Source organism: Paenibacillus sp. FSL R5-0486, from assembly GCF_037975155.1.
Classification (GTDB): Bacteria; Bacillota; Bacilli; order Paenibacillales; family Paenibacillaceae; genus Paenibacillus; species Paenibacillus amylolyticus.
The window spans coordinates 7,119,096-7,137,576 of record NZ_CP150237.1 but is presented as its reverse complement, the minus strand read 5'-3'; the positions used below and the strand labels follow the sequence as shown (position 1 = coordinate 7,137,576).

Genomic DNA, 18,481 nt, shown 5'->3' with positions numbered 1-18,481 from the left:
TTAAGTATGTTGGACAGAAACGCTCGGTAACAACTTAACGCCCGTCCCACAACAATATTATTCCACTACGATCTCCTTCACCGTCTCCCCCTCAACCAGCACCGGCTGATAGTAGGTGTTCGTTGGCAGATCCTTTTTGCCTTGCAGATTCTTGATCACCCAGTCGGCAGCATCGCGACCCATTTGCTCTTGGGGATGGGTTAGCGTTGTTAGCCTGATGTTGGCGTTCTTGGCGATGTACGAATTGTCCTGCCCAATGATGGATAACTCATCTGGGATCAAGATGCCCAGTTGCCTGCAGGCGTGCACGACCTCCAGTCCCACCTCATCGTTGTAACAGACGATCGCGGTGAGCGAATCCCTGTTTTCGTCCAGATACGCTGCTACATTAGAGGATAACTCCGGTTTCGATGCGGTATCAAAGGAAAGCACTTGCTCAGGATGGAACCGTAACTTCGCTTCACCCAGCGCCTTGATGTACCCCTTCATTCGGTACTTGCCTTGTAGATCATCCATTTTGGCAATAATGCCGATCTGGGTATGGCCTTTGGCGATCAATTCACGTGTGGCAAGATAACTGGATTGCACGTCATCCAGACAGAAGAACGGAACTTCCAGCTCCTCATAAAATGCATTAATCATCGTAAACGGCACATCCTGCTCCTTGAAGGACAGGTAGTATGCAATGTTTGGGTTGTATAGATTACTTTTGGTCGGTTCGACAATCAGGCCATCCACGCCGTAGGAGAGCATCATTTCGAGGGCTTTTTTCTCCTGCGCTACATCATTATTAGTACTGGCCAGTAGTAAGGAGTAGTTGTCCTCATTCAGACGACTCTCAATACCGCGAATGATGGACGGAAAGATGTAATCCGAGATGTAAGTCGTGATCACACCGATCGTTTTCTTCGATGTATTGCCACCTGACCGTGATCGATACTGATTACTAACGTAGGTGCCTGACCCCTTTTCGCTTCGTAAAAATCCTTCGTTTGATAACTCCAAAATAGCCTTCCGCACGGTCTGGCGACTTACAGTGTAGCTTTCCTGTAATGCCAACTCGGTGGGGATCTGCTCGCCTATGCTATATGTCCCCGAAAGGATATGACTCTTTATATCATCAATGATGACCTGGTATTTTGGCTTCACGTAGTCCACTTCTTTCATCGTTACTCATCTATATCAACGTTGTTGTTCAAATAGTTGTACGTACATATTTTAGCATGATTCAGATAGGATGAAAATAAAACCGAACATTTTTCGAAATAAACCGTACATATTCAGCCTTTTTGGATGGAGGTGTACCTTACAGCATAGCCATTTTATAGCCATATAAGACCTTTGAATGGTCAAATAGAGTACATTATGTGTCCTTTGTAAGTATAACTATTATATATTATTGACAAATGTACGTACAAAAAATATACTAAGGCTGTCAGAAAAGGAAAGCGCATTCTTTGAAAACACAGACTTTTTGAACCACCTCTTATACAAAATTCATTATTAGCTACTGCCATAAGTAGAAGCTTCACCTTATATATGCATCCTTTGGGATGTGAAATCGCGACCGGAGAGGGGATACACGTGATTATGAGTCAATTGGACTTGAAAGAAGCCATTACCAAGGGCGCTACTTCGCTCGGAATTGAATTTGGATCAACGCGGATTAAGGCGGTGTTGATTGACGAACGTTTTGAAACCATCGCGTCAGGCAGTTATGAATGGGAGAACCTCCTGAAAGATGGATATTGGACGTACAACCAGGAGGATATCATCACAGGTCTGCAAACGGCTTATCGTGAGATGAAGCAAGATGTGGAACAGAAATACGGAATCACGCTGCGCACGGTCGGGTCTATCGGATTCTCGGCCATGATGCACGGATATATCGCTTTGGATAGCGCTGGTGAACTGTTGGTACCTTTCCGCACGTGGCGTAACGCTACGACGGGAGTAGCTGCAAGAGAGCTAACGGAACTTCTGCAATTCAATATTCCGGAACGCTGGAGCATTGCCCACTTGTATCAAGCGATTTTGAACGAAGAGGTGCATGTGCCACAGATCGATCACCTGACAACTTTGGCTGGATACATCCACTGGTTGCTGACGGGCAATAAGGCGATTGGGATCGGTGATGCATCAGGCATTTTCCCAATTGACGAGTCTACACATAACTATCACCCATCCATGATCCAACAGTTCGACGAACAGATCGCAGGCAAAGGTTATCCGTGGAAAGTCGAGGACCTTCTGCCCAAGGTATATCTCGCTGGTGAGAATGCAGGTGTATTGACGGAAGCGGGAGCCAAGTTGCTCGACCCTTCGCAAGATCTGCAAGCAGGCATTCCGCTCTGCCCGCCAGAAGGCGATGCGGGAACGGGTATGGTGGCGACAAATAGCGTGAGAAAACGTACGGGCAACATCTCCGTTGGCACATCCGTATTTGCGATGATCGTACTGGAGAAGGAATTGTCCAAAGTGTATCCCGAGATCGATATGGTCACCACGCCGGATGGCAGTCCAGTAGGGATGGTGCATGCCAACAACTGTTCCAGTGATATCAACGCATGGGTTGGACTGTTCCGTGAATTCTCTCAAGCAATGGGATATGAAGTGGATAACGCCAAGTTGTTTAGCGTGTTGTTTAACAAGGCTTTGGAGGCAGACCCTGATGGTGGTGGCTTGCTCAGCTACGGTTACTACTCAGGTGAGAACATCACGGGACTTGAGAAAGGCCGTCCATTGTTCGTCCGCTCCCCGGAAAGCAACTTCAATTTGGCAAACTTCATGCGGACCCATCTGTTCAGTGCCTTCGGTGCACTCAAGCTGGGTATGGACATTTTGACGGAGGAAGAGAATGTAGCCATTGATAGTATTTTGGCTCACGGTGGCCTGTTCAAGACCCCTGTCGTTGGACAACGGATTGTAGCCGCTGCGATGAACGTGCCGGTGTCGGTGATGTCTACCGCTGGTGAAGGCGGCGCATGGGGCATGGCGCTTCTGGCTTCCTACATGATCAACAAGGATCAAGAGGAGAGCCTGGATGTGTTCCTGGAGCAGAAAGTCTTTAACGATGTGGAGGGTGTCGAAGTGGCACCGGATGCATCGGATGTGAAAGGGTTTGAAGCATTTATCGAACGCTATCGGAGTGGACTTGCGATTGAGCAATCAGCCGTGGATCATCTGGTAGAGAACGGGAGGGAATAACATGTTAGAACAACTGAAAGAAGAGGTATTCCAGGCGAATCTGGAACTGCCAAAGCACGGACTTGTGAAATTCACATGGGGTAACGTCAGTGCAATTGATCGGGAAAGCGGTCTGTTCGTGATCAAACCAAGTGGCGTTAGCTACGATACGATGAAAGCAAGCGACATGGTTGTGGTTGATCTGGACGGTAACGTGGTGGAGGGTGAAATGAGACCTTCCTCGGACACTGCAACACATGCCGTACTATATAAGCATTACTCGGAGATTGGTGGCATCGTGCATACACACTCCACATGGGCGACCATCTGGGCGCAAGCCGGACTGGACGTACCCGTTATGGGAACAACGCATGCGGACACGTTCTATGGTGCGGTGCCTTGTGCACGTTTCCTGAATCAGGACGAGGTTGATCGCGGATACGAAGCGGAGACAGGACGCGTCATTATTGAAACGTTTGAACAACGTGGGATTGATGTTATGGCCGTTCCCGCAGTGTTGCTCCATGGTCATGCACCGTTTACGTGGGGGAAAGATGCCAAGTCTGCGGTGGTGAACAGTGTCGTGCTGGAGGAAGTGTGCAAAATGAACCTGTACGCGCGGCAGTTAAATAACTTCGCGAAAGAACTGCCGCAAGGCATTTTGGATAAACACTATCTGCGAAAACACGGAAAAGACGCGTATTACGGACAAAAGTAATTAGTTTGTGTATCGATCGGATGACACTAATCCAATCGAATAGGTCTTGTGCTACTACTGCCAACGAAGTTGTATAAAACTTTTACACGATAACGGAGAAGACAGAAGAAAGCTGGAGAAGCGGAGCGTTCACCTTTATCCCCGGATTTTCCCTTTAGAAAAGGGAATCAAAAAAATCTGGGGATAACAGTGATCGGAAGATTATTCTGGCTGCGCAGTGGTCCAGTGTAACCCATTTATTCAACTATAAAATAATGAAATGAGGATGATTATATGTCAGCAGCAAAAGAATTCTGGTTTGTGGTCGGTTCACAGCACTTGTACGGAGAAGAAGCACTGGGCGAAGTAAAAGCCAACGCACAGAAAATCACGGATGCCCTTAATGCAAGTGGCGTACTGCCGTACCCGCTCGTATTGCAGGATCTGGCGGTAAGCGCAGATAAAATCACGAGCACGATGAAGGAAGTCAACTATCGTGACGAAGTAGCAGGTGTGATCACGTGGATGCATACGTTCTCCCCGGCGAAAATGTGGATTCGTGGTACAAAATTGCTGCAAAAACCTTTGCTGCACTTGGCAACCCAATTCAACGAAAGCATTCCGTGGGCAACCATCGATATGGACTTCATGAACCTGAACCAAGCGGCACACGGTGACCGTGAATATGGCTTCATTAATGCCCGTCTGAGAAAACAAAATAAAATCGTTGTTGGCTACTGGGAGCGCCCAGAAGTGCAACAGCAGGTTGCTGACTGGATGGACGTAGCGGTAGCTTATAATGAAAGCTTTAACATCAAAGTAGCGCGCTTCGGTGATAACATGCGCAACGTGGGTGTAACCGAAGGTGATAAAGTGGAAGCACAGATCCAATTCGGATGGACGGTTGATTACTTCGGCATTGGCGACCTCGTGCAATACGTGAACGCTGTAACAGAGCAGGAAATCGATGATTTGATTGCTCAGTATGGAGACCTCTACGAATTCGATTATGGCACGAACAGCAAGGAAGCTTGGGAAGCCAGCGTACGTGTGCAAGCGAGCTATGAAATTGCGATCAAACGTTTCCTGGACGAAGGTGGATATAGTGCCTTCACTACGAACTTCGAGGATCTGCATGGCATGAAACAACTTCCGGGCTTGGCAGTGCAACGCCTGATGGCTCAAGGGTACGGATTTGCCGGTGAGGGTGACTGGAAAACAGCTGCGCTGGATCGCTTGCTAAAAATCATGGCCCATAACGAGAACACGGGCTTCATGGAAGATTACACATACGAGATGGCTGCTGGACAGGAAGCGATTCTTCAATCTCACATGCTTGAAGTAGATCCGACACTTGCCAGCACCAAACCGAGAATCATCGTGTCCCCACTGGGCATTGGCGATCGTGAAGATCCGGCACGTCTTGTATTCGATGGTAAAGCAGGCGAAGGTGTCGTGGTATCCATGGCAGACTTCGGTACACATTACAAACTGCTGATCAACGAAGTATCTGCTTTTGAACCAACCGTTCCAGCACCTAATCTGCCAGTAGCACGTGTTCTGTGGAGCGTGAAGCCGAACTTCCAAGATGGAGTGAAGGCATGGATCGAAAATGGTGGTGGTCACCATACGGTTGTATCCTTGAACCTGACGACAGATCAGATCGTGACGTATGCGAAGCTGGTGAATCTGGAGTACGTTATTATTAAGTAAAAGTGGAGTGGTAGCTACTGCCTGAACTCATACAAATTTTTTCTCTGTGGCCGGGGGTTAACCCTCGGCCCTTTGTTTGTTATGCTGAGAAGCATGATGTGAAGCTGAGCAAGGATTTGCTTTTTCATCGAAAAGGATAAGAAATGAAGGAGGAAGGACATGTACACAAAAGAAAGCTTGATACAGCAATTAGAGCAGCTTGGTATGGATGGGCAAGGTACGTTGCTTATTCACTCTTCAATGAAAAGTATAGGCGAGGTTGAAGGTGGAGCAGACACGGTGTTGGATGCCTTTAGCGACTATATGAAAGAGGGATTGTTGGTGCTTCCCACTCATACGTGGTCTACCATTAATGCGGATAACCCAGTGTTCCACGTGGAAAATTCTACCTGTTGCGTGGGCATACTGCCTGAACTTTTTCGTAAACGTCCGGGCGTAGTTCGTTCGTGGCACCCTACGCATTCGGTAGCGGCACTGGGAAGGGACGCAGAGGCGTTTACGAAAGACGATCATCTCTTCGATACACCATGTGCGAGAGGTTCAGCATGGGGGAAACTGCTAGATCGGAAAGCAACGATCTTGTTAGTAGGCGTTGACTTGAAGCGGAATACATTTATCCATGGGGTCGAAGAGTGGGTGGACATCCCTGGCAGAATGACGGACGAGCATGAGATGTTGTATACGGTTTTACCGGATGGAAGCCAGATTTCAGTACCATCCCGCAGACATTGTGGGTTGCCATGGTCGGAGCATTTCTGGAAAGTAGATGAGGTATTGGTTCGCGAAGGTGCGATGCGTAAAGGAATGCTCGGTGATGCGGTCGTAAGAGTGTGTGATGCGGCTAAGACAGCAGAGGTAATTACGGAGATGCTCAAGCATAACCCCGATCTATTCACGGACAATCTCCCTCTACATGCAGTAACCGAATGATACAAGGGCCGTCCGGTAGCCGGATGGCTCGATATCGACCACTTGATGATAGCTGAATAACTCCCGAGCAGATGATCTCCTCTCCTGTTTGTACTCTAAACCTTCAAAGGCATTCATAAATAATCAGAAATAGATCAGCATTTCGATCAGAGGTTGGTCGGACTTCCAGTGTATGGGCTACTCACCCTTATGGTGGTGTGATAAGATATGTTAAATTAACCAATAAGTGTGGCGTAGCAGAATTGTATAGGTGTTTATTGAAGTTATATATAAGTATCACATAGAATCATGAACAACCACGTTGTCATTGTAGCATCTAAGAAGGAGAAGATTCGTGAACCCTTTAGTATGGTATGATCTCTTTTTATTTGTCCTATTGTTCGGTGTAGGTGTATATGTGTTTGCTACGGTTAGAATTACGAACTTACATAAGGTGTACTTTTTATTTCACGGGTTGATGATGCTCTGGCCTTTCTGTCAATTTGCGAGTACGCTCACGGATGATTCCGGTCTGCAATTGTTCTACGTTACCTTATCTTTCGTTGCGGTCTCCTTGCTTGGGAGCGGGTGGCTTCTACTGACGATCTTTATTACCGGTTATTCAGAGCGTCTGAGTGCAAAAGGAACCTTCTTGCTATTTGTCCCTGCGGTGATCGGGGCTATAGGTGTGGTCGCTAATCCATGGAACGAGTTCGTCATTCCACTGGAGGGCGGGTACATCGAGCGGGATTACGGCCTTTGGTTCTGGGTTGTGATGACTATTCTGGTGAGTTATTTCTTGACTTCTCTCGTGGTTCTATTCCGGGCGGTGTATTCTTCGCAGACGTCTGCCATGATCAAAAAACAGGTGAGAATCACCCTGTGGGGCATCTTGGTGTTGGCTGTGTTTGCAACGATTGATGCGATTCTGAATGTCGTTCTAGCCCGCTGGTTGCCGATCATTCCTGGCATGACTTCGCTGGGGATCTTTCTATCGGACCTGTTCTTTGTCTATGTGATCAAAAGATACAATGTGTTCGATCTGGTCTCCATCGCCCATGAGGATGTAATCAATACCATCCCATATGGCATCCTGGTACTGGATGAGAATGAAGTCATTGTTGAAGCGAACAAAGCCTCTCGATCCTTTATGGATCTGCATGTGGGGGATTCTTTTGATATGGAAGCCTTTCTGGAGTCTGTTCATGTCGTGGGTAGCTGTCGGGAGTTCGTGAATCACTATAAGAAAAAAGAAAATACCCTCTCTCACATTGAAGTGATCGTGGAGCGGGACAACAATATCCGGCACTATATCCTGCAATCTTCTCCGATTGTGGATTCGGCTCTTGTGCCGATCGGTCATATTCTCACGTTCCAGGATGTCTCGCAGGAGCGTTTCTACGTGAAAGAGATGAATCGCCAGAACGTAACGCTTCAAGAGCGAAATCAGGCGCTAGACCTGATCCGTCAGGAGTTATCCGAGGCCAATCGCAAACTGGAGGAACTGGCGCTGACGGACAGTTTAACCAACTGTTACAACCGTCGATATCTGACCCAACATCTGAATCACGAGGTTATTACCAATATTCAATACAAAACACCATTCTCTCTCCTGCTGCTCGATATCGACTACTTCAAAGCGATCAATGATCGCTACGGACACGTCATCGGGGATGAAGTGCTTGTTCGCACGGCGGAGGCGGTCAAACAATCGATTCGCAGTACCGATATCCTGACGCGTTATGGCGGGGAAGAGTTCATGATCTACCTTCCGCATACGGAGCATGATCTGGCGAACCAAATCGCAGAGCGCGTGAGGACAGCTGTGGAGTCCAACCACATCATGGTGGATCACGAGAGTACGCAGGTGTCGATTACGATTAGTATTGGAATTCTGGCCTTTGAGGATTTTGAAGTTGTGCATGTGCCGGACAATCCGGAGGGGTATTTGACGCAACTGTTCGCTGCGGTGGATAAGGCGCTGTATCAGGCGAAGCAGAACGGGCGTAACAGAGTGGAGTTTGCGGAGTTTGAGCGGGAAGTTATTTGAAAAGAGAAATAAGAGAAGAGTGGAGACGTACTCCACTCTTTTTTGGTATTAAAGTAATGATGTAGATACAGATATATTTATTCGGAATTTTTATATGATTTTTCGATAGCATTTAAAAATTCTTTGCTAATTTTGGTCAATGATACGATTGTATCTGTACTTTTGCCGCTTATTAAAGTTATATGTTCATCCAAGGCTTTTTTGTACTCAGAGTCTTCTTTGAATTTAAAGATTTCTTCAGCAGTGACCTGCAATCCATTGATTATTTTCTCAAGAGTCTCCAAAGAAATGTTACGATCTCCCCGTTCAACCCCACCAATATAGCTGTAATGAAGACCTGCTGCTTCCGCCAGTTGTTCCTGAGTCCAGCCTTTTGCCTTCCTTAACTCACGTATTCGATTTCCTACGTCCTCTGGTAAACTCATTTGATCACCTCCACTTAAGGTTAGAAGAGGTTATAGAATCCTTACAGACTAATATGTGCAAAGGAAATAATTATTAAAAAGTACTTATAAGTACAATTTATATTGATCTTCTTTTGGTTTATCTATACAATTATAAGAAAATCGATAATTAAGGAGGATTATCTTTGCGGAAATCTATCCTAAAATCACTCAAACCGGACATCATTGTTGAAATGTTGGACATGGCTGTGGCTTTTGAAAATTGGAACAAGGTGATGGAGAGGGCGGACATGTTATATCTATGTGTTCAGTCGATCCATGAAGAGCGGCAGGAGTACCGGTCAAAGGGAGTGCCTGCACCACATATACACATCGAGCGGCCCTTGGTCTACTATTACGGGTTCAGTCACCTAATGCGAGGTATGGCTCACCAGAAGATGGGACAGGTAGATCAGGCGCGAGCATGTATCGATCAATATGCAGAAATAGGGTGGATTGAGAATCTGGATGATGTAGGTATGCAGGTGGTGCAGGAGTTCAGGCATAAGGCACAGGTGAATCGGTATGCTCTTGAGATTGAAGCCGGGCAGGTCGAACTGCTGGAGGAGTTTGTGAACTTTTTGCTTGAGCATCTGGAGGAATGGTTAGCGGGTCTGAAAGTGATTACGGAAGCAGCAGTGCGGCATAGATGGCAGATTGATCGTTTTTTACATGTGTTTGAGGATCAGATGCTGGGCGATGGCACAGAAATGAATTCTTCAAACAACGATGATATGTACCATTACTGTTATCAGCGGGCTTTGTATGAACAGTGGATGGGAAGACCGCAAGAGGCCGTGGAGTTCATTTTGCAGGCAATCTGGTTAGCGGATAAACTAGGGATGGATCGGTATTTTATAAGGTGCACGGCATTATTGGAATCATTGCGGGAAGAGGCGACGGCGGAGCAACTTGGGCGGTATCGGGCATTTATGAAAGGGATAGGACAGGAGCTTATCTAAGTTGGGTAAAATAGACAAACACTCTGAGCGTTGAAAAGACTGCCTACGATTTAATTGATCATACGCAGTTTATATTTTACCTGAGTCACAGTCGTATACTTAGTCACGGTCAGGAAAGATCGGCTTTTTATTTACTAAATTAAACCAATCTTCAATATGATCACTTAAAGATGGAATGTCGTTGATCCCTTTTTCACATATTTCGTTATACTTATCGCCTAAAATTCCTTTTAGATTATAATTTTTCTTATATTCGTCCGTTAATCTTGCCTGATATACTTCATATGGTTCCAAGCTGTAATTATGGTTGCGAGTCTCACGACCAAGATACAACTTCCATTGTAACTCGCCCTGGAAAGCATCTATACATGTAGCTAATTCGTTGTACATCTTCCCTGGATTGAAAAATCTGAAATAAAATCCGGGCGTGTGATGATAAAGATCCTCTCTTGCAAACATATTATATCTGACCCATTCGTAGGTACGAAGCTTAGATAATGTATAGCCTATGAAGTGCGGCAGTCCCAGAATTTTATTCGCAATATTTGTACATGACTCTAAACTCTCAGTGAATATATCGCTCCCAAATTTCTCACTGAACATCGTGTATATTTCTTTAGCTAAGTTATGTTTGTCCAAGCTGGCGGTGCGAATATATTCTTCAATTTGTGTTACCTCTTCCTCATATTCATCCTCAGGAGCGTAGGGGAATAGATTAATGGGGTCCCAATCGTTTATTATTTTTTTAACTAACATATGTAACACCTCTTTTAAAGTTCTTTATTGATCCTTCGGGTCTGGTCGTCACATAAACATCTTCCCATAGCAGAAGCTTGATGAGAGAATCCTTTGAAGAATTCTAGTATAGACTCCATCCTTACTGGATGAAGTCAGATTGTTTAATTAAATTGTTGGATAAATGCTGTAAAGTCTGTGGCGGCCAGATGACCACCCAAGGTGTTGTAAGAATTTATCGTTTCAATATAGATAATATTAGGCTGAGAATTGTGGCTGTAATTAAAACAAAACAGGCTACCCTCTTCATCTATAGCAAAAGGAAAATGATTAGGAGGAAGGTTATTCTTTTGCTCATTATATACATCCAATATATCAAGCTCATCAAATGCGATGAAGGTTAAGAAGGAAGAAAACATCACTTTTTTTCCACTGATGCTCAACGTCCGTTGGGCAGGTTCTGCACCGTGATATTTTTCTATGAAATGAATGTACTCAGAGGGGAATTGTATACCCCAAGTCTTTTCCACTTTCTTTACGGTACGAATATCAACAGGAGAATACTCTGTGCTCCATGCATTATTATTATCGACCATTTGATCTACTCCCTAGAGATAATCATTTTGGCTACTTCAGTTTTTGATCTATTAATTTCAAGGAATATAGTAATAACGGCTCTCTTAGTACGAGTCATTCATCTTCGGGGAAAATTGGCCTGTATATCCTCAATACCCAACTCACAAATTTCATTATATCTTTCTTCCAAAATCTGATTATTCTAATTGTTCAACAGATAGTTGTATTTTTCCGTTATTTTGTTCTTGTATCGCTTTTAGATAACTATCGTATCTTTGTCATCGTCTCAATCCTCAGTTCTTGATCTGTACTATATTTTAATCCATGTTAGATGCTGTTTGTGAGGACCTATAGTTCTATTTGCTTGTACCCATTCTCCTGAAAATCTCAAACGGAGGTGTATTGTTTGTTCCTAATTCCGTATAGTACACATATATATATAATTATTATTTTAATAGATTAGGGTGTTCAATTATGTTCACTATTTCATTTAAAGCAATTGATAACTTTGATGAAATTAAACAAATGTCTGCAAAGAAGTTTGATCTAACGAAACAAGATTTCGAGGGAAGTATTGAATTGGACTTTAACGGAAGTAAGTACGGTATGTTCTTTGACGATTGTCCATTTGGTAATGAAAGAATTATTAGATGGTTTGTGGACTTACTGACTATAGTCCAGAAGATTAGAATACATCAATATGTTGCTTATCGAATTCCTGATAGCGCTAATTTGTGGCTGGAGTTTAAACAGCAGGGAGTAGAACTACAAGTTAGTTTAGTAGAAGATATTAATCGGGAAGTTATTCTGGACTTATTTATTACTGAACCACTTGAGGAATTTAGATACTCAACTTGGAAGGATATTAATGTAAGTTCGGCTTCCTTTACAGATGAAATTATGAGTAATGCGCATCAGTTTCTGGATTTTGTGACTGAATTGAATCCTGACTTACTGCAGAGTACAAGTATTCAAATACTTCAGAGAAAGTTAACTGATGTAAAGCGATTGACTTCATAGAGAACCTACTTTAATGAAAATGTTGATTACGATGGATAATTTCATATCGAACTTTATCTTATTCTATGGCACCATAAAGTTCCGACATTCGGTCAGCTAATTCCAACTGCGGCTCTATTCGCTGATGATTCATATCGGTAGGTGTCATGTACAGCAATTCTTTTCCCTGCTCAAACATCGTGACATGGTACAAAACCCCTGTTGAATCTTCTTGATCTGGATCAAGTACGATTTCTAAATCGCTTACCTTTTCAATCCATTCCTGAATCAGCACTTGATCTGTAGTTGTTCTTTTAGTACCATCACTGCCACTCATCATTTCAATAGAATCAACCTGTGTAATATCGCCAGGATAGAAGGTGTGTAATTCCTTCGGTACTTTACTTACTCCGACTTGATCGGGCTGATTAGAACTTTGGCAACCGCTAAGAATCGGGATCATAACTATAGCAATCATTAAGACGATAAATGAATATCTTCTCATGGTACTCCCCCTCTTTAGTCCCTAAACGAATTTTGTATTTGGAATGTTCCGCATAAACTCTATTTTGTTTAATCCTTAAAGTACATCGAGGTTACTGGTGGAGGTGTGTCCGTATGAAATTTATGAAGGTGTTGTTAATATGTTCACTGTTATTTATATTGAGTGCATGTACCATTTTTAATTCAAATGATCAACGGATTCAAGGGTATGTAAAAGAGATTGATCAATCGAACAAAAGAATTCTTGTAATAAGTGATTTAGTAATCTGGACTTTAATCGCATGCAAGCTGTGAACGTTGAACCGCCTGGGGAAGATATTTTTGCGTTACAGATCAAGGCATTTGAGATGGGCATTCATCCTACGACGGGAGAGCCTGTATCAGATAAGTATGCTCAGATGATGGTGACCTCTCTGAAGTTTAGCCAGGTTTTCATGGCGCTCCAGATGGTTCGTGGGAGCATGCCCGGTGGTAAAGGGCCTCATAGGTTGCCTGCTTCTAATCCTGCTGTGGCAAAGATTAAGCAGCATATTGAGGCTGCTAAGGCGAAGAAAGGGAATGGGCAAAAGCAGGCTAAAGATGCCGAAGGGGCACAATCGGGGAAATATATAACTGATCCAATAAAAATGAGACCACACATAATACCTCCAGAAGACGGATTTCAAGCTTTTGTTGAGAGAAAGTATATTGATATAAGAAAAATCGGTTTAGATGATGTACAAACGGTTTCTAAAAACACTGGACTGGCGGAAGCAGAAGTTGCCGCGATGAAAAAACATTTGTTTCTTAATGTTCATGATCTATCTGTGGAGGGTAGATCTTATCAAAAGTTATACATGCAAGGAGATCAAGATATTGCTTACGGTTGGCAACAGGCACAGCTAAGAGAACTGACTAAAGCAGAAAAAGACTGGTTTCGGCAAACTGCAAATCACGAATTGAAAGAAAGCGATATAATGAAAAATGGAGTTAAGAATGATAAAGGAGAGGTTATTTCTGAACCCTTACCATTAAGAGATCAAAATACATGGGACTCTGCCAAGAAGACATTTAATGTAGATACTACGAAAAATGCACATGATAAAGCAGATGTAACGGATCCTAATCCTCCCCCATTCCCAGGATACAATCCTGTAGGTGATGTCAGAAAATACGTTTTTGACGATCCAGATAAATATTGAAATTGAGGTGGCTATAGTGAATTTGCAAGCAGCAGTAGGAAGAATTAACAAGATAAATTGGGAACAAGTAGGAAGCCGATCTTCAGAAGTAGAAGCAGATTTGGCACGTGAGTACTTAAGAAGATTAGCTTATTTTTTTAAAGAGAGTTCTATACGACCGCTACCTCCTTTTATTGCTAACATTGCAACTGTATTGGGAGATAATGAAGAAGTAGAAATTTCTGATTATTGTAATATAACTGCAATGAGCGAATGTGGTACTAATGTGTATGTGTATAAAGTATTCGAATATTATTTACAATTAGCAAAGCTTGCTGATAAGAATCAATCATATGTAGAATATCTAAGCGTGTATGAACCATTTATAAAAATCTTTGAACGACAGGGATTAGTTGTACTTAAACCAAGAGAGCTGAATGTAGTAGGGTGTGCACATATTCCACTAAATAGTTGGTACGATAAATTTCTTGAGATGAAACCGTTAGATATGAATAGTTTGGAATAATAGGTCTGGGGCTGATTGAAGTATGGATTTAGCATTGTACCTATTCTATAAGAAAGATACTCAACATTTAGCGGAACTATTGTTGAGTTCACTACAAGATTTTTCTCAGGAGACTCACATGAAATCGAGGGATGGTTATTACACAATTACCAATCCTAACTTCTCACTTATCGTACAAGACGATGATGAGTTAGTGAGTTTTACGAGAGAAGAGTTAAATTTAAATATTAATTATTGTATCAATATTTCCGTTTTCTCACGCTCACCCGAAGAAGGATTCCAAGTCATATTCCAAGCGATTAATACTCTAACAGACAGATTAGATGAGGATACTGCATTGACAGATAGTGAAACTGGCGTGATCTTTCTGCGGTCTGAGGGTCAACTTGTCATTAACTCGCATTGCAGAGAGAACCCTGATATCTATGATTGGCCTTATGATTTACTGGATGGAAACTTTATTGAGAAGGATATGGCAGGATTGATTTGAGAAGCTGGAGCTCACTTTCAAAAGGAGATCTTCACAATTCGAACGGGCTGATGTATAGAATCGGTCAGAGTACATTTTTTTATTAAACCGGTTTCTTAGGGAGAATGGTCTTTAAAGTTCGCAAGAAATTGATAGTAAGTCATATACTACGAGGTAATTTAATGGCTAAAACACAACATAGTAAATGGCTGAGGTTAGTAGGTAAGGACGAAAATAAATATGAACTAAATTGCCCTAATTGTGGCCATTCCAATATACACTTTCAGTATGTCGGAGATACACGGTGAAGAATAGGGTTTTTAGATATATGGTGTGATTCTTGTATTCATGGGATTCATATCTCCCGGACCAAGATCCCTGAACGTGTAGATATGATCTCGTTTGAAGAGGAAGATGAGTATAATAAGCGAGTAACTAAGTTCACACTAGTAGAGCGAGGGTAATGCTCTTTATGAGCGTTGGAGAGTTGATGAACTGTGAAAGAAGATAAAGTTAATGACGTTTATTATGTTGGTTACGAGGGGCAACCGGAAATATTAATTGTATTTGGAAACTCTGCGGAGAAAAATATCCTAAAGATGTGGAATGGATATTTGGAGACATTATTGGATCTTATGTGTCATTATGAGTCTACTGACAATGGTATTCTACAAGAATACTATGCCCATGAAGGTTGGTATGAGGGAAGTCCATGGGAAATACAGGACCTTGATTCAGCTATTCATTTATTTAAGTCCTTCAATGTGAGTAAAGTAACTGATGAGCAAATAGAGAATGTTAAGAACATTGTTCCTACTCTCCCAGAAGTAGCACATCAGATATCAACATTTTTAGAATTAGCCAAAACGAACGGTTGCAGCGTGTATATTGAATACGACTGATTGGGAGCATGGAACATACTTTCAAACGATAACGCAGTTGCTAGGGCTACGTTATCTAGTCGTTACCTTCTCTACGAACCGATGATAAAACTCTTTGAACGAGGCGAGAGTTTCAACATAAGACAAGGCGAAATGGTTGTAGGTAGTTCAGCTTATCCTCTTAAGTATTGGAGACATTTAAATATTTCAGTACAAGATATTAGCGACATTGAATTAAATCATATTGAGTAAACTGATGGGGATGACTTTGGAACAAATAAAACAAATGAATAAAGATATATTCAAAGAAAATTTATTAAAGACAATTCAAGAAATCTCGAATGAAATTGGGTTAACATCTAATGAATATAGATTCATTATCGAGCCTGTGAGGGAAAAGGATAAGCCTTTGAATAGTGCAGATGATATGATGCGATTGAATATTTTGAGTGAGGATAATATAGGAGGAAAGCAGTTACCGTTAATCAATACGGTGAATGTTCTTTGCGGTTTAGAGCCAATGGTGCCTATATGGATTAATGTAATCTTTATAGGTTTAGATGAAACAACAGCGATTTTTAAGTTACAGTGCAGTCTAAGGTTTAGAAAACCTACTTTGTTGAGAAATGTTGAAACGGGACATTCCCCCTTTAAGGCGATTATTGAAAGAACGGATTAAAGAAAATGACTTTATAGTCAACTAGCCACATAGATACGGATGAGGGGCTGTGAAGAGATTATGTATGAATATCATGGCTGGGCAACCATTAGAGAGCGTACGTCGTTTGAAGAAGATGAGTATCAATATGGTTTAGTTATTCAACATCTGCGAGAATATGTAGAGGAGCTAAGTTGGCCTACAGGTGTTTTGGACGTGAGAGCAGTTAACGGTGACTTTCAAATATGGATAGCTGGCCTAGATAATCACAAACCTGTATCGAAGTATGATCCCACCGAAGTGTTTAAAGTAGTAGGTGAAATAGCTCCGGGCTCCTATGGGATTCTTTATGTAAGAGATAGTGATGATGCGGAATCCTCCAATCAGTTTAAGGTCTACACTTTAATTCGAGGTAAAGTAATGAAGAATGATGATCCGTTCCTCTCCCCATTTATACCTAAACTAGAGGATGAAGAGCTATGAAACAAGAGTTAGATCTTAAATTTGAGCTTCACAAAAAGTGGTTAGAGACTAATGGTCAAGAAGGTGAGAAGCTACGATTACAGGAAGTTGATTTTCAACATTATGAGTTAACTGGTGTGTGTTTGGCACAATCGTATATGACTAGCTGTAATTTTGATAATCTTAGCCTGAACAACATGGATTTCCATGCCTCAGTTTTAAGTTCGTCAACTTATAACGACGCAGAATTAGTGAATTGTGATTTTTATAAGTCGGACCTATCTTATACTGAATTTTCTAATGCAACTTTGAATGGTGTAAGATTTGCTAGAGGTGATTTTTGGGAGGCTGATTTTAAAAGGGCTACGATTATAGATTGTAATTTTTCGGCAAGTAGCTTCTCTCTAACTGACTTTAGTAACGCTTCATTAATAAATATAGATATAAGCGAATCGAGGTTTGAAGGAGTTTCATTCTATGGAGCAACTTTGAAAAATATGAAAGGAATAACCGAAGCGAATTTCCATAGCATTAATGTCGGCACTCCTGACAACCCAACAGTCCTTCTAGGTCAAGATGCAGCAAAATGGTTAGAAGCTACCGTGGAAGAATAAATTTTAAATTATATCTTAAAGACAAGTGCTGAATTGAATTTAAATTAACGGAGTAGGCATGTTGATAAAATATATGGACCTAGATTCTTTTAAGGAATACTTACTAAAAACTGTAGATGAATTATCCACCTATCATAACGAAGTACTGGGTGAAAACAGTAAATTCATAATTACTACGATTGAGGAGCGGGGTAAATCTTTAAATTCTACAGACGAATATCTTTACCGGGGAATGTTAAATTCGAATAATTTAGATGGACGCGAGTTCGATATTGATTCTGTTATAAAGATGTTGGGTTGTAGAGTACCCTTGTGCCCCCTTTGGATAAAAGTTTTGCTTAAAGAAGTCAGGGCTGAAGCACCTGTAATTGAACTACAGACGAGTCTAAGATTTCGTAAACCAAGTTTGTTACAAAACCAAGAAACGGGGCATCCTCCGTTCATAGCAGTTCTACAGTCTTTAAACTAATAAAGAAGAGAATAACGAATGTTTATGAATACCTGAATCTTAATAGATCGGACTATTTCTGGGTGTCTGATTACGATTGGGCTGAATCTTCTAAATGGAGGTCACTATAAATGATCGAAGAGTCTAGAGAAGTAATACGAAAAAGAGCGGCTCTTCATATGAACGATCCAGTAATCGAGCAATACAGAGATGAACTAATTAATATACTAAGCCAAAATGAAGATGAGACGATTCAATTCCTCAAGAACTGTAGTAAGGACGAACTTATTTGGGTTAGTGAGGTGTTTGAAGAAATAGCTTATAATCTCCAAAGTACAGAATATATCAACACCCTCAAGGAATGTGATAAAAAATATCCTGAATTAAAATTAACGAATATTATCAAGACGGCCATTTCTTACATGGATTAATCTTACCGGTATACAGAAAGTAGGATCAAACTGGGAGATGACTAAGATAGAGGTTAAT

The 18,481-nt window shown here is 42.1% G+C and carries 20 protein-coding genes; 15 read left to right on the top strand and 5 right to left on the bottom strand.

What is annotated here, in order from left to right; genetic code table 11:
* Positions 1–57: 57 nt before the first annotated feature.
* Positions 58–1,149 (bottom strand): GntR family transcriptional regulator, encoded by a 1,092-nt coding sequence (locus MKY01_RS31515; RefSeq protein WP_339287306.1) that lies wholly within the window; start codon positions 1,147–1,149, stop codon positions 58–60.
* 441 nt (positions 1,150–1,590) lie between these two features.
* Here MKY01_RS31515 and MKY01_RS31510 point away from each other — a divergent pair, with 441 nt between their 5' ends.
* From MKY01_RS31510 to MKY01_RS31490, 5 genes are all read left to right on the top strand, one after another.
* The gene (locus MKY01_RS31510; protein WP_339284889.1) at positions 1,591–3,207 is read left to right on the top strand and encodes an FGGY-family carbohydrate kinase; all 1,617 of its coding nucleotides are present in this window, start codon (positions 1,591–1,593) and stop codon (positions 3,205–3,207) included.
* A gap of 1 nt (position 3,208) precedes the next feature.
* Complete coding sequence (locus MKY01_RS31505; protein WP_036611813.1) at positions 3,209–3,904, top strand: L-ribulose-5-phosphate 4-epimerase; 696 nt, start codon at positions 3,209–3,211, stop codon at positions 3,902–3,904.
* A gap of 273 nt (positions 3,905–4,177) precedes the next feature.
* Positions 4,178–5,596: an L-arabinose isomerase gene (gene araA, locus MKY01_RS31500; RefSeq protein ID WP_017691494.1), complete on the top strand. Its 1,419-nt coding sequence runs from the start codon at positions 4,178–4,180 to the stop codon at positions 5,594–5,596.
* A 159-nt stretch (positions 5,597–5,755) separates the two neighbouring features.
* The gene (locus MKY01_RS31495) at positions 5,756–6,526 is read left to right on the top strand and encodes an AAC(3) family N-acetyltransferase (RefSeq protein WP_127547456.1); all 771 of its coding nucleotides are present in this window, start codon (positions 5,756–5,758) and stop codon (positions 6,524–6,526) included.
* A 334-nt stretch (positions 6,527–6,860) separates the two neighbouring features.
* A complete protein-coding gene (locus tag MKY01_RS31490; RefSeq protein ID WP_339284887.1) occupies positions 6,861–8,555 on the top strand; it encodes a diguanylate cyclase in 1,695 nt (564 codons plus the stop codon).
* Between the two features lie 77 nt (positions 8,556–8,632).
* Here MKY01_RS31490 and MKY01_RS31485 read toward each other — a convergent pair whose 3' ends face one another.
* On the bottom strand, positions 8,633–8,980 hold the full coding sequence (locus MKY01_RS31485) for a helix-turn-helix transcriptional regulator (protein WP_339284885.1): 348 nt from the start codon (positions 8,978–8,980) through the stop codon (positions 8,633–8,635).
* Between the two features lie 164 nt (positions 8,981–9,144).
* Here MKY01_RS31485 and MKY01_RS31480 point away from each other — a divergent pair, with 164 nt between their 5' ends.
* Positions 9,145–9,960, top strand: coding sequence for a DNA-binding protein (locus MKY01_RS31480; RefSeq protein ID WP_339284883.1), 816 nt, complete (start codon positions 9,145–9,147; stop codon positions 9,958–9,960).
* 99 nt (positions 9,961–10,059) lie between these two features.
* Here MKY01_RS31480 and MKY01_RS31475 read toward each other — a convergent pair whose 3' ends face one another.
* Together MKY01_RS31475 and MKY01_RS31470 are read right to left on the bottom strand one after the other, a co-directional pair.
* Positions 10,060–10,716: a DUF1871 family protein gene (locus MKY01_RS31475; RefSeq protein ID WP_282319805.1), complete on the bottom strand. Its 657-nt coding sequence runs from the start codon at positions 10,714–10,716 to the stop codon at positions 10,060–10,062.
* A 143-nt stretch (positions 10,717–10,859) separates the two neighbouring features.
* Positions 10,860–11,291 carry an SMI1/KNR4 family protein gene (locus MKY01_RS31470; RefSeq protein WP_282319806.1) on the bottom strand — a complete coding sequence of 144 codons (432 nt, stop codon included), beginning with the start codon at positions 11,289–11,291 and terminating at the stop codon, positions 10,860–10,862.
* Positions 11,292–11,745: 454 nt separating this feature from the next.
* Here MKY01_RS31470 and MKY01_RS31465 point away from each other — a divergent pair, with 454 nt between their 5' ends.
* The gene (locus MKY01_RS31465) at positions 11,746–12,291 is read left to right on the top strand and encodes a hypothetical protein (protein ID WP_282319807.1); all 546 of its coding nucleotides are present in this window, start codon (positions 11,746–11,748) and stop codon (positions 12,289–12,291) included.
* 58 nt (positions 12,292–12,349) lie between these two features.
* Here the strand turns inward: MKY01_RS31465 and MKY01_RS31460 are convergent, their stop codons facing one another.
* Complete coding sequence (locus tag MKY01_RS31460; RefSeq protein ID WP_282319808.1) at positions 12,350–12,775, bottom strand: hypothetical protein; 426 nt, start codon at positions 12,773–12,775, stop codon at positions 12,350–12,352.
* A gap of 280 nt (positions 12,776–13,055) precedes the next feature.
* On the opposite strand from MKY01_RS31460, the gene MKY01_RS31455 reads away from it, so the two are divergent.
* The 8 genes from MKY01_RS31455 to MKY01_RS31420 all read left to right on the top strand — a co-directional run bounded on the left by MKY01_RS31455 (position 13,056) and on the right by MKY01_RS31420 (position 18,423).
* A complete protein-coding gene (locus MKY01_RS31455; protein ID WP_339284881.1) occupies positions 13,056–13,955 on the top strand; it encodes a hypothetical protein in 900 nt (299 codons plus the stop codon).
* Positions 13,956–13,971: 16 nt separating this feature from the next.
* Positions 13,972–14,460 (top strand): hypothetical protein, encoded by a 489-nt coding sequence (locus tag MKY01_RS31450; RefSeq protein WP_282319810.1) that lies wholly within the window; start codon positions 13,972–13,974, stop codon positions 14,458–14,460.
* A 22-nt stretch (positions 14,461–14,482) separates the two neighbouring features.
* Positions 14,483–14,950 (top strand): hypothetical protein, encoded by a 468-nt coding sequence (locus MKY01_RS31445; protein ID WP_282319811.1) that lies wholly within the window; start codon positions 14,483–14,485, stop codon positions 14,948–14,950.
* Positions 14,951–15,426: 476 nt separating this feature from the next.
* Positions 15,427–15,831: a hypothetical protein gene (locus MKY01_RS31440; RefSeq protein WP_282319812.1), complete on the top strand. Its 405-nt coding sequence runs from the start codon at positions 15,427–15,429 to the stop codon at positions 15,829–15,831.
* Between the two features lie 247 nt (positions 15,832–16,078).
* Positions 16,079–16,489 carry a hypothetical protein gene (locus MKY01_RS31435; protein WP_282322253.1) on the top strand — a complete coding sequence of 137 codons (411 nt, stop codon included), beginning with the start codon at positions 16,079–16,081 and terminating at the stop codon, positions 16,487–16,489.
* Between the two features lie 60 nt (positions 16,490–16,549).
* Complete coding sequence (locus tag MKY01_RS31430; protein WP_282319813.1) at positions 16,550–16,951, top strand: Imm7 family immunity protein; 402 nt, start codon at positions 16,550–16,552, stop codon at positions 16,949–16,951.
* A complete protein-coding gene (locus MKY01_RS31425; protein WP_282319814.1) occupies positions 16,948–17,544 on the top strand; it encodes a pentapeptide repeat-containing protein in 597 nt (198 codons plus the stop codon). Before MKY01_RS31430 ends, MKY01_RS31425 begins: the two co-directional genes overlap by 4 nt.
* A gap of 579 nt (positions 17,545–18,123) precedes the next feature.
* The gene (locus MKY01_RS31420; RefSeq protein ID WP_282319815.1) at positions 18,124–18,423 is read left to right on the top strand and encodes a hypothetical protein; all 300 of its coding nucleotides are present in this window, start codon (positions 18,124–18,126) and stop codon (positions 18,421–18,423) included.
* Positions 18,424–18,481 lie beyond the last annotated feature (58 nt).